The sequence below is a fragment of the Nostoc sp. CCY 9925 genome, from assembly GCF_963920935.1.
GTDB lineage: Bacteria > Cyanobacteriota > Cyanobacteriia > Cyanobacteriales > Nostocaceae > Nostoc.
Genome location: NZ_CAWUDO010000170.1, coordinates 1 through 11,002, shown reverse-complemented (window position 1 = coordinate 11,002; position 11,002 = coordinate 1). Strand labels below are relative to the sequence as shown.

The following is an 11,002-nucleotide window of genomic DNA, read 5'->3' as shown; positions in this document are numbered from 1 at the left end:
GGGGAAAAGGTTAAAGGTTTTTTCTTTCCCCCTTTCCCCTTCCCCTTTTCCCCTTCCCCTTTTCCCCAAAACCCGACAAGTATTGTTACTATTCCTAGCTTCCATGCTTTCAAAATGTCCTAACCTGTGTGACTACGGCTATAAGATTGGCATCCAACTGAGCACAGTTGAGTTGTAGGCTACAGCATCAGTAAGATTTCCCGCCAACCAAAAATTGCTATCGCTACTGGGAATTAAGTTATACCGATTTGAAAAATGATTGCGACAGATGGATAGCCAAAAGTTTATTTAACAACTCTTTGACAATTTAAAATCCAAAATCCCAAATGGTATTATGTCTGCCACTAAATCTGTAAAACCTGCTTCAGTCCACAGTCGAATTCTCGTGCCTGGGCAGTATCATCGGCAACCTGTAATTTCGCGGCTGGTGTCTCGTTATAATTTAACCGTCAATATCAAAGCTGCATCCTTGACGTTAGACAGTGACAGCGATGGCTGGTTTGATTTAGAACTTTCGGGAAATCCCCAAAAGCTGACAAATAGCCTATCTTACTTACAAGGATTGGGAGTAAATCTAGTACAACTAGCGATCGCCAACCAAATTCAACCAAGCGAACACTCCCTACCGTTCTCAGATTCGGATTACCAACTCAGCCATAAAGACTCTATATCGCTAAAAGATCGATGGCAAGAACAATTTCAGCAATGGATTTCTCTAGGTCAGACCAATCGATTGCGCTTGCAACTGTGCATTTTGAAAAGCTACTACGAACAACCAGTGATTTCCAAGTTAGTTTCTCATTACGGACTAACAGTCAATATCACCAGTGCTATACTTCAACCCGACAGCCAAGATGGTGGCTGGTTTGATTTAGATTTATGGGGTAGAACAAAGCAACTCTACTCTAGCCTGAGTTATTTAGAAAAACTCGGACTACCGATTTGGTTGGATTTGTCTAGCGTCTATGGCGAGCGCTAAATGAACGAGTTAGAATTCCGAATGCAGAACTAGTCTAAATTTCGTAGTACCAAATATCTTCTTCTTTTAATACAATTCGATGTAAGGAAAGGCGATCAATTAAGCCTTCTTGCTCAAACTGGCCAAGAACACGAGTAATGGTTACACGAGTTGAGCCGAGCATTTCTGCCAGATCTTCATGAGTTAGACGCATATCTATTAAACGCCCCTTCTCAACTTCCGAACCAAACTTTTTAGATAACCATGCCAACAGCTTGATGAGCATAGTATCTACTTTTTTATGGCTACGAATTACCATCAATTCTTGAGCCTGTTGGATATGACTAAGTAGAGTTTCTGTTAGTTGAGTCCACTCCTCTAAAGGTAGGGCTGTCGCCCCCACTTTAGTTAAGCATTCCATCTGATAAGGTTCTAATTTTGACAAAGCTTTACCAACGACATCTCCAGGGCCCCACAACCCCAGAGCAACAGTTGTACCGTCTTCCAGATAAGTAAAAGTCCGGACAAAACCCGTTTCAATCTTCCAAAGACCGTTTGGATACTCTGGCAGAAATGAACGACGCGCAAAAACTTGCTTAGTATTATTACTTGGTAGATTAGGAAAATTTGTGTATAAAGAAACCATAACTAATAATACTGTTCTTGGATAAACTAACCGTAGTATATATATATCAGGTTATAAAAGCTTCTGGTTATTGAAATTAATAATGTTTTTAGGGAGGGAGTGTGGGGAGAGAAGAGGGAAAGATTTCTTTCCATCCTCCCACACCTCTGACACTCGCCATTCCCTAAATTCCCGCACCATCCAGAAAATCTTCAATCATTCCGTCGGAATTATTGCAATTGGATTTGTTGGTTTGTTCGTCGCCAAGTTCAGTTGGGAACAGGCTTGATTGATCTTCTAATTCCTCTAAGTGTTTCTCTAGAGCTTTAACTCGTTCAAATAAAGCGCGGATGACTTCGGCTTCCACGTCGCGGACTTTATCATGATCCAGAACATTGCCAGGTAAATTGTTCTGACGAGTCACGCGCCCTGGAATCCCGACAACCGTGGTGTTGCTGGGTACATCTCGCAGCACTACTGAACCTGCTCCAATGCGGACGCGATCGCCAATTTGAATATTTCCCAATACCTTAGCACCCGCTCCCACAACTACATGAGAACCTAAAGTGGGATGGCGCTTGCCACTTTCTTTGCCAGTACCACCAAGGGTAACACCTTGATAAATCAAGGCATAGTCGCCGACGATCGCTGTCTCGCCAATCACTACTCCCATCCCGTGGTCAATAAACACTCCCTTGCCAATTAATGCCCCAGGATGGATTTCAATTCCAGTGAAAAACCTACTAAGATGAGAGAGAAACCGTGGTATAAAGGGAATTCCAATTTTATACAGCCAGTGCGCCAAGCGATGGAAAAGTAGGGCTTGAAATCCAGGGTAACAAAACAATACTTCCAGCCAGTTACGGGCTGCTGGATCGCGCTCAAAAATCGTTCGCAAATCAGTTATTAGCATACTCACTTAACACATCATCGGTAGGTAAGACTCCCAAATCACCTATGCAGATAGATAATTTCTGCAAAAAATGACTTATTTTTGGGAATTGTGTAGGATAATCTACGGTAAGTCGATAGGCTTATAGACTTTAAATTGCTAGTAAGTGGGATGCTATCACATCCGACACTTGGAAAAAATAAATTTCGCCTAAACTGCGATAAATCTCTCAATTCACCGTAGTATATTGAGTACAGTCTTGAATAGCCAAAACTACTCTCTCCTCGATCTGTCTTCCAAAGTGGAATACGCGCTGCTGGCACTTTTAGAACTAGCAAGCCACCACGGGAAAAAAGTTCCTCTGACCATGAGTGAGATCACCGCTAAGCAACCTATACCTGAGCGCTATCTGGAACAAATTTTGACCAACCTCCGGCGTGCTGGTGTGGTGCAGAGTCAACGAGGCTCTAAAGGAGGTTTCATCTTAGTTCGTGAACCTTGGCAGATCACCCTGCTGGAAATTGTGACTTTAGTTGAAGGTGAGCGTAAAGAGAAAGATACCTCTGAATCTCCCACTCTGGAAAGGACTCTGGTTTATGAAATCTGGGAGCAAGCCAATGCTGCTGCAATTGAAGTTTTGGGTCGCTATACACTCCAAGATTTGTGCCAGGAAAGGGAAATTCGCGCCCAGCAGAGTCCGATGTATTACATTTAGCCAGCGAATTTTAGATTTGAGATTTTAAATTTTGGATTGTTCATTCAAAACTTAAAATCTAGAAAGGTTCTTGAACAAGCTTGCTTTATTTGTGGAACAAATCCTTTCATCCCAAATCTACAATTCTTTATTCAAGCTCCTACCTAAAAAGCGCGAACTGGCAAGGGACAGGTATAAAGTCCATCTAAAATCGTTCGGCTGAGCGGCTTGTGGTGAGCGGAGTCGTAAAGCCTGCGGCATAGCTATGCTTAGGGTGCAGCCTCTCGTAGAGAAGCAAGCCGAAGTCCAAAATCCTTTCTTCCAAAATTATTTGACAAAGGAGTACTTATATGCGGATTGCAAGAGATATTACAGAATTAATCGGACGGACTCCTTTAGTTCAATTAAACAAGATTCCCCAAGCTTCGGGAGCGGTTGCTCAAATTGTGGTGAAGCTAGAAAGCATGAATCCAGCGTCTTCTGTCAAAGACCGAATAGGCGCAAGTATGGTGGAAGCGGCAGAAGAAGCAGGCTTGATTCACCCCGGAAAAACGGTTTTAGTGGAGCCAACCTCTGGGAATACAGGAATTGCGTTGGCGATGGTGGCAGCCGCTAAGGGCTACCATCTTATTCTAACGATGCCTGACACAATGAGCCAGGAAAGACGAGCTATGCTCAGAGCTTATGGCGCCCAACTAGAGTTAACGCCAGGGGTAGAAGGGATGCGAGGAGCGATCGCTCGTGCAGAGGAAATTTTAGCTCAAACCCCCAACGCTTATATGTTGCAGCAGTTTCGCAACCCTGCTAACCCCAAAATTCACGCCCAAACCACCGCAGAAGAAATTTGGGATGATACCGATGGACAAGTAGATATTCTTGTGGCGGGAGTCGGTACTGGTGGAACGATTACAGGAGTATCACAAGTCATTAAACAACGCAAGCCAAGTTTTCAAGCGATCGCAGTTGAACCAAGCAGTAGCCCGGTATTAGCCGGTGGTAGACCAGGCGCTCACAAAATCCAAGGTATCGGGCCGGGATTTGTCCCAGCAATTTACCGTTCGGAACTGGTAGATGAAGTGATTCAGGTTGCAGATGAGGAAGCGATCGCCTACAGCCGTCGTCTAGCAAAAGAAGAAGGATTGCTATCTGGTATTTCTACTGGCGCTGCTTTGTATGCGGCTATTCAAGTCGCACAGCGACCAGAAAATGCAGGTCGCCTCATCGTTATGGTGCAGCCTAGCTTCGGCGAACGCTACCTCAGTACTTCACTGTTTAAAGATCCAGAGGAAAATGAGTGGTTGAGCAAAGTTTGATTCCATAAAGCAATTTTGGATTTTATTGTTTGGAGAATTCTTTTTCAATGACAGACCACTAGTCCTACACCCTGTGAAAAATTTTTCACAGGGTTGTGCTTTGTTATAAATTATTTCTTGATAAAATTGCCTTGGTCACAGAAAAACTTTTCTCTAAGAAAACTGCGGATATAGCAGAATGCTATGAATATAAAGTACGATCGCTGTACCTTATCAAAATGCGTGCGAATAGGCAGCTATCGCACCCATCAATTATAAGCATATTTATAAATAACACCAGCAATTGAATTATCTGTAACTGGCGTTAGCTGGTCAATTTCTTCGTTTGCAGCATAACTAATTATTTGGCTATACCTATTAAATCTCGCTATAGATTCTACAGTGCCAAGCTTGCGATCGCAGTTGAACCGATATTCCACAATTTTTTGAGTAGCACCATATTCATCAGGAGCATTTAGCAAATGATAGGTCTTTACCGTCCTTGAATTTGTGTGAGTAGAAGAATATGCCAAGCATATAGAAGCAATGTTAGTTGTTGAATAACAACGCCAAACATTTCCAAAACAGATAAATAAACACCCCACTCAATACTGCTCGCTTTGTGCATTTTTAACTCGGCATTGGATTTGGGGAAAAGGTTAATGGTTCGACAAGCTCACCAACCGGGTAAAGGTTAAAGGTTTTTTCTTTCCCCCTTTCCCCTTCCCCTTTTCCCCAAAACCCGACAAGTATTGACACCCCACTGACCTTGAATTAGCTGCATCTCTAAATAAAACCCAAGAAGAGATACGAGCAATTGCACACCCAGGACAAATGCATATAAAGTGTAATAATCCTTTAATAGCAAGGGTTTAGGCGTTTCATAATTTAGGCTATTTTTTCATCAATATCCTTGTCCAGCAAGGGTCTCAGAGATTAGGTGCGTTTGCCCTGCCTGGTATGGTGACTAGTAACGTCAAGTACTTGAATTTTATTCAATTCCATTATTTTTCACCAAAATCATCAAACAAAAACAACTACCAGCCAGTTTTATCAAGCTCAAAGCTTCACTTTTTAATACAATAAAAACGCCTAATCCTATAAGCACAAAAGGCACTATATTATTGCCGTAGCGTGTTAAGACACTGGCTATTATTTTCTGGTTAGTTAATTTATATGCTGCGTAACACCAAATTCCTAATAAAAGAAAAAATATTACTATAATTACTACAAAACTTTCTAAATTACTGCTAGCAAATAATGGCACGTAAACACTAATGTTATCGCTACCATTGGCAACTGTCACGGCTGCCACGCTGTAAATTTGAGGAGATAGTAAATGAGTAATTGTTGTTTCTTGAGACTCTTCTGTTTCTTGTGAAACTTCCTCTAATGAATCTTCTTCGCGATTGACTAAACTGCTGATACCTATGGCGATTGGCAGCAAACCAAGTAATCCAATCCAGCTTTTTGATAAAACTAACCCACCAAATAAACCAGAAAGACTCAGGATTAACAAAACTGTAAAACCTAAAAATTGACCAGTAACTATATGCCGAGGGCGAAAAGTATAATTTATTTGAGAAAAAAACAACAACAGAATAACAATATCATCAATGTTAGTGGCAATAAACGTAATTGCCCCTGTACTAATTGCAGTAACATAGTTGTGCCAGGACATTAACTTGGTATAGTAATAAACTGTGTATTATTTGCATTGAGCATGAGTAAGCTTGTAACAGCTTTCACTGAAGGAATCATTGCCTTTACAGCGACCAATATTGATGACATCATTATCTTATTAGTATTTTTCTCACAGGTAGATATTAATTTTCGACGGCGGCATATCTTACTCGGTCAATACTTAGGTTTTGCAGCCATTATCATTGCTAGCTTACCAGGATTTTTTGGTGGGTTGGTGATACAGCGAGAATGGATAGGATTACTAGGACTGCTACCAATAGCAATTGGTGTTCAGCAATTAGTGTTTAAAAAAGAAGAAAATATAACAGTTCAAACGGTAAGCACTGATTTTAGACAGCCTACACCTACTAACTCAATATTGTCTTTTATTTTGAGTGTTTTGCATCCCCAAACTTATAAGGTTGCAGCTGTAACGATCGCTAACGGTGGTGACAATATTAGTATATATATCCCGTTATTTGCTGGCCATGACCTTAAGAGCTTGGCAGTAATTCTAGGTATATTTTTTGTCATGGTAGGGATTTGGTGTGCGATCGCTTATTTATTAAGCCTTCAACCTACCATTGCAAATATTTTAAGTCGTTATGGTCACGCTCTCGTACCTTTTGTATTAATTGGCTTGGGTGTGTTTATTATCTATGAACGAGGTACATTCAGCCTATTGCCGTGGGTGAGAGGCTAATCAATTTTTGGTTACGCGTAGCGGCGTTGCATAATTGCGGGATGATTTTACTAGTTTTGTGAGATGGGCATCTTGCCCGTCCCTTGTATTTCCGGGCGGGCAGGATGCCCACCCCACAAGAATCTCTTGGGGTCTCCCCAAGTGGAGTATGTGGCGTCCAAGACTGCGGCCCCCTCACCGCTTTGCATCTACGTGAGGGAGACCGCCAAGACGGTGACTGGTCTCACTGCACAGCGTTGCCTTTGGATGAGACTAATTAATACTTTCAATCAGCAATGCCAAATGATAAGCTTGCTAAAAGTATTCATCTTGTCTTATTTAAGATTTCATTATGGAGCTAGTAGTAGTCAAACTGGGAGGTTCCTTAATTACTGATAAGGATAAACCTTATACTGCTCGACCAGAAATTATGGCACAACTAGTCGAGCAAGTGAGCCTAATTAGACATGAAAATCCTGATCTGAAATTGATTATAGGCAACGGTGCTGGTTCTTTCGCTCATCAATCAGCTCAGAAATACAATACAATCGATGGTTTTTTCTGTGAAGAAGAAAAATCAGGGTTTTGCTTAGTCCACCAAGATGCTTTAGATTTGAATCTACTACTAGCTAAATTTTTTTTACAAGCAGGTTTGCCAGTGGTAAGCTTAGCACCTCTTACTATGGTAGTCACTCACAACAAAAAACTATTGACGAGTAACTTTTGTGCGATAGAAAATAGTCTACAAGCAGGTTTAATTCCTTTAGTTTTTGGTGATGTTGTTCTAGATAAAGCCATTGGTGGTACTATACTCTCCACAGATACTTTGCTGGCAGAACTAGCCAAATATTTCTATGTTCAACATAAGTTTCAAGTTCGAGTAGTTAATGCCGGGAATTATCCAGGTGTGCGCGGCCAAGATGGACAAGTAGTTTCTAATATTACTCAAGCCAACTATTCTCAGATTCAACCTTTCTTGAATAAGAGCGAATCAGTAGATGTTACTGGCGGTATGGCTAAGAAAGTTGAGGAGTTTTTGCGTATTTCTAGTTTAGGAATTGACTGCTGGATAATTGATGGCAATATTCCGGCCAATTTGGTCAAAGCAGTATTAGGAGCGCCAACTCAAGGCACTTTAATTCGAGCAGTTTAACTAAATAACTGTCGGTTGATAAAGGAATGTATCATAAAGATTTTTAAGTTGTCTGAGCAGAATTAAAACTGGCGATCGCTCCATTTCAGCCTTAACCAACTGCATAATCTGTAAGTCGATGAAATCCCTTGCGGTGAAAGGGTTCTTCTTACGTTTTAAACCTGATGAACTAATTTCCAACTTACCATCATTAAAATTGCGTAAATAATAAACCGTAGTGGGCGTTGCGGAGCTAGTTGGCAGACTTTAGCACCTAGTAATACTCCTGGAACAGAACCTAACCATATAGGTACTACTAGACTCCAATCAACTGTTCCCAGACTGAGGTGTCCAAAGGAAGTAAACAGTAACAAAATCGCTGCATGTGAAATGTCTGTACCGACTAACTTACGTGCATCAAGACGGAAAAATGCAATTATTACTAGGGCAAACATTGAACCAGAAGAGACGCTTGTTAGACCAACCAAGCAGCCCAAAATTGCTCCCAAAGTCATTGTTTGAAAACGACCAAAATTACTTTCTAAGTCTAATTTTGGTAGTTCAGGTAAATTAAACTTGGGGAAAAAAGTCAATAGCAACAATTGTACTAATGCCAAAAAGGTGACTAGCAGAATCATCACCCCAAGCAAACGAAGCAAAATGCGATCCAGGTTATACTCGCCGGTAAATTTAATGAAGTGCAAAATTCCCACGCCGAACAGTGAGCCTGGAACACTCCCAAATGCCAGCCATTTGACAATTTCTGTGTCAAGGGTTTTCTGTTCCCAATGCTTAACGCTACCAACAATCTTCATCAATGTGGCAGCCACAACATCAGAACTCACAGCAATAGAAGGCGGAACCTGAAAGACAAAAATCAACATTGGGGTGATGAGAGAAGCTCCGCCAATTCCCGTTAAACCAACAATGATGCCAACGAAGAAGCTTAAGAATGGTAGTAATAGATAGTGCATACTCTTCGGGAATTTCAAGAATCAGTTATCAACTCTCCGCACGTTCGCAGTCGTTTTATCAGTGAGGAGACTAAGTTAGGGTTTAAATCCCCAAAGGGAACCTTGATAACTGTTCACTGTTCACCGATTGCTAAATTACGACTCCTGACTAATTTTGTTGCAATTTTACACATAAAATCCGGTAATCCGACTAGCTTACCGTATTTTAATCGCAATTACGATCAAACGTCTACTGTATTTGCTTTGTATAGTGAATGGGGTATCAATACTTTTTGCTTAAAGGGAAAAGGTTTAAATTCACCCTTTACCCCTTTGGCTTTAGCCTTTTCCCAAACCACCACAGAAGTTGTCGTCACTTATCCGAAAAGTTGCTCTATATTAAAAAATACTTGACTTATAAAATTTAAAATGGTAATCTAAATCAGACCATTCGGTCGGTAAAATTAATGTCTAAGGGTGAAGAAACAAAAAGCAGAATTCTCCAGCAAGCAGCAGAACTGTTTAACCAGCAGGGGTATGCAGGCTCATCGATGTCAGACATCATGCGTGTCACTGGATTGCAGAAAGGAGGAATTTATAATCACTTCCAAAGCAAAGATGATTTAGCGTTACAGGCTTTTGAGTTTGCGATCGCCCGCATCCAAGAGCATACTAGAGCGGCTCTGCGAAACAAACGCCATGCAGTGGAACGCCTGCAAGCAATCATTGGAGTTTTTAGCAGCTTTGCAGAAAATCCACCTATCAAGGGAGGATGTCCATTGCTGAATACTGCGATTGAGAGTGATGATACTCATCCTGTTCTGCGCGATCGCGCTCAACATGCGATGAACTCTTGGCTGAATCTGATTCATCGAATTATTCAAACGGGAATTGCAAAAGGTGAAATTCGTCCTGATGTGGATGCTGATGAAATTGCTAGCATTATCATTGCAACTCTAGAAGGAGCCATCATGATGAGCAAGCTTTATGGAGATTTAATTCACATGCATAGGGTAATTAATCATCTGAATCAATACTTAGAAACTCACCTTTAAATGTATGGCGCAAATCAAGGTATATGGTTTAGCAGATAAATTAAATCCGATTAAAACAGAGCTATCAAATATCATTCATGCCTGTGTAATTGAGATTTTGCAGCTTAGTCCTGATAAGAGATTTCACCGTTTTTTCCCACTTAACGAATCAGACTTCTATTATCCACCTGATAGAACTGAAAATTATTTGATTATCGAAATTAATATGTTTGAAGGACGCTCGGTCGAAACTAAAAAACAGCTAATTCGCTTACTGATTCAAAATATTTATGAAAAGTTGAATATTTCTACTTACGATATTGAAATTACAATTTTTGAAACGCCTAAATCTAATTGGGGAATTCGAGGTTTACCTGGTGATGAGTTAATCTTAAACTACAAAGTAGAAGTTTAAAATTATCCTAATTAATTCAGCTTAAAGAATTGACTGCAATTCTCTAAGAGAGATAATTGTGCTATTTTACAGACCGTTTGGTCTTAAAAAGTATTTTATTGAGGAGAAATTATGTTAGTAGATGAGAAATTGCATAGACCATTAGAAGTAGTGTTGGCAATTCCTGTGAAGACATATGATATCGATTTTGCAGGAATTGTGAGCAATATTGTTTATATCAGATGGCTAGAGGATTTACGTCTAAAATTTTTAGATGAACATTGGCAACTCAATCAACAACTTGAGCAAGGATATGCGCCTATTTTAGCTGGGACAGAAATTGAATATAAACGTTCGATAAAAATTAGCGATCGCGTCATTGGGCGTTTATGGTTGAGTAATTTAGGTCGCTTGAAGTGGACTGTGAAAGCTGAAATTTTATCTAACGATGAGTTAGCAGCAGTAGCGACACAAAAAGGTGCTTTTATTAGCTTGCAAAATGGTCGTCCGATTAGAATCCCAGAAGAATTCCACAAGAAATATTTTCATTATCAACAAGTGATTCAGGATGAATCTAAGAATTCAGTATATGAAACATAACTGGAAAATCTAAGTAGAATGGCGCAAAAAAACCAAAGTATGTAACGGAAAGTAAAGTTGCTC

The 11,002-nt window shown here is 40.5% G+C and carries 15 protein-coding genes; 9 read left to right on the top strand and 6 right to left on the bottom strand.

Going from position 1 to position 11,002, the window contains the following annotated elements:
* Positions 1–334: 334 nt before the first annotated feature.
* Positions 335–979, top strand: coding sequence for an NIL domain-containing protein (locus ACM0OY_RS37895; protein ID WP_414573862.1), 645 nt, complete (start codon positions 335–337; stop codon positions 977–979).
* Between the two features lie 34 nt (positions 980–1,013).
* Here ACM0OY_RS37895 and ACM0OY_RS37890 read toward each other — a convergent pair whose 3' ends face one another.
* Both ACM0OY_RS37890 and cysE read right to left on the bottom strand, forming a co-directional pair.
* Entirely contained in the window at positions 1,014–1,604 is a 591-nt protein-coding gene (locus tag ACM0OY_RS37890) for a Crp/Fnr family transcriptional regulator (protein WP_414573861.1), read from the bottom strand.
* A 163-nt stretch (positions 1,605–1,767) separates the two neighbouring features.
* Positions 1,768–2,496, bottom strand: a complete 729-nt coding sequence (gene cysE, locus ACM0OY_RS37885) for a serine O-acetyltransferase (protein WP_414573860.1) — start codon at positions 2,494–2,496, stop codon at positions 1,768–1,770.
* 211 nt (positions 2,497–2,707) lie between these two features.
* Here cysE and ACM0OY_RS37880 point away from each other — a divergent pair, with 211 nt between their 5' ends.
* Together ACM0OY_RS37880 and cysK are read left to right on the top strand one after the other, a co-directional pair.
* Positions 2,708–3,190, top strand: coding sequence for an RrF2 family transcriptional regulator (locus ACM0OY_RS37880; RefSeq protein ID WP_414573863.1), 483 nt, complete (start codon positions 2,708–2,710; stop codon positions 3,188–3,190).
* 329 nt (positions 3,191–3,519) lie between these two features.
* Positions 3,520–4,482 (top strand): cysteine synthase A, encoded by a 963-nt coding sequence (gene cysK / locus ACM0OY_RS37875; RefSeq protein ID WP_414573859.1) that lies wholly within the window; start codon positions 3,520–3,522, stop codon positions 4,480–4,482.
* A 248-nt stretch (positions 4,483–4,730) separates the two neighbouring features.
* On the opposite strand, the gene ACM0OY_RS37870 is transcribed toward cysK, so the two are convergent.
* The 3 genes from ACM0OY_RS37870 to ACM0OY_RS37860 all read right to left on the bottom strand — a co-directional run bounded on the left by ACM0OY_RS37870 (position 4,731) and on the right by ACM0OY_RS37860 (position 6,142).
* Positions 4,731–4,943, bottom strand: a complete 213-nt coding sequence (locus ACM0OY_RS37870) for a hypothetical protein (RefSeq protein WP_414573858.1) — start codon at positions 4,941–4,943, stop codon at positions 4,731–4,733.
* An 11-nt stretch (positions 4,944–4,954) separates the two neighbouring features.
* Positions 4,955–5,089 carry a hypothetical protein gene (locus tag ACM0OY_RS37865; protein WP_414573857.1) on the bottom strand — a complete coding sequence of 45 codons (135 nt, stop codon included), beginning with the start codon at positions 5,087–5,089 and terminating at the stop codon, positions 4,955–4,957.
* A 363-nt stretch (positions 5,090–5,452) separates the two neighbouring features.
* The gene (locus tag ACM0OY_RS37860; RefSeq protein WP_414573856.1) at positions 5,453–6,142 is read right to left on the bottom strand and encodes a cadmium resistance transporter; all 690 of its coding nucleotides are present in this window, start codon (positions 6,140–6,142) and stop codon (positions 5,453–5,455) included.
* A gap of 42 nt (positions 6,143–6,184) precedes the next feature.
* On the opposite strand from ACM0OY_RS37860, the gene ACM0OY_RS37855 reads away from it, so the two are divergent.
* The 3 genes from ACM0OY_RS37855 to ACM0OY_RS37845 all read left to right on the top strand — a co-directional run bounded on the left by ACM0OY_RS37855 (position 6,185) and on the right by ACM0OY_RS37845 (position 7,979).
* Positions 6,185–6,847: a cadmium resistance transporter gene (locus ACM0OY_RS37855; RefSeq protein ID WP_414573855.1), complete on the top strand. Its 663-nt coding sequence runs from the start codon at positions 6,185–6,187 to the stop codon at positions 6,845–6,847.
* 104 nt (positions 6,848–6,951) lie between these two features.
* A complete protein-coding gene (locus tag ACM0OY_RS37850; RefSeq protein ID WP_414573854.1) occupies positions 6,952–7,107 on the top strand; it encodes a hypothetical protein in 156 nt (51 codons plus the stop codon).
* Positions 7,108–7,178: 71 nt separating this feature from the next.
* Positions 7,179–7,979, top strand: a complete 801-nt coding sequence (locus ACM0OY_RS37845; protein WP_414573853.1) for an isopentenyl phosphate kinase — start codon at positions 7,179–7,181, stop codon at positions 7,977–7,979.
* 155 nt (positions 7,980–8,134) lie between these two features.
* Here ACM0OY_RS37845 and ACM0OY_RS37840 read toward each other — a convergent pair whose 3' ends face one another.
* On the bottom strand, positions 8,135–8,932 hold the full coding sequence (locus ACM0OY_RS37840) for a sulfite exporter TauE/SafE family protein (RefSeq protein WP_414573852.1): 798 nt from the start codon (positions 8,930–8,932) through the stop codon (positions 8,135–8,137).
* A gap of 446 nt (positions 8,933–9,378) precedes the next feature.
* On the opposite strand from ACM0OY_RS37840, the gene ACM0OY_RS37835 reads away from it, so the two are divergent.
* The 3 genes from ACM0OY_RS37835 to ACM0OY_RS37825 all read left to right on the top strand — a co-directional run bounded on the left by ACM0OY_RS37835 (position 9,379) and on the right by ACM0OY_RS37825 (position 10,939).
* The gene (locus tag ACM0OY_RS37835; protein ID WP_414573851.1) at positions 9,379–9,966 is read left to right on the top strand and encodes a TetR family transcriptional regulator C-terminal domain-containing protein; all 588 of its coding nucleotides are present in this window, start codon (positions 9,379–9,381) and stop codon (positions 9,964–9,966) included.
* Positions 9,967–9,970: 4 nt separating this feature from the next.
* The gene (locus ACM0OY_RS37830) at positions 9,971–10,360 is read left to right on the top strand and encodes a tautomerase family protein (protein ID WP_414573850.1); all 390 of its coding nucleotides are present in this window, start codon (positions 9,971–9,973) and stop codon (positions 10,358–10,360) included.
* A gap of 111 nt (positions 10,361–10,471) precedes the next feature.
* Positions 10,472–10,939 (top strand): acyl-CoA thioesterase, encoded by a 468-nt coding sequence (locus ACM0OY_RS37825; protein ID WP_414573849.1) that lies wholly within the window; start codon positions 10,472–10,474, stop codon positions 10,937–10,939.
* Positions 10,940–11,002: the final 63 nt, after the last annotated feature.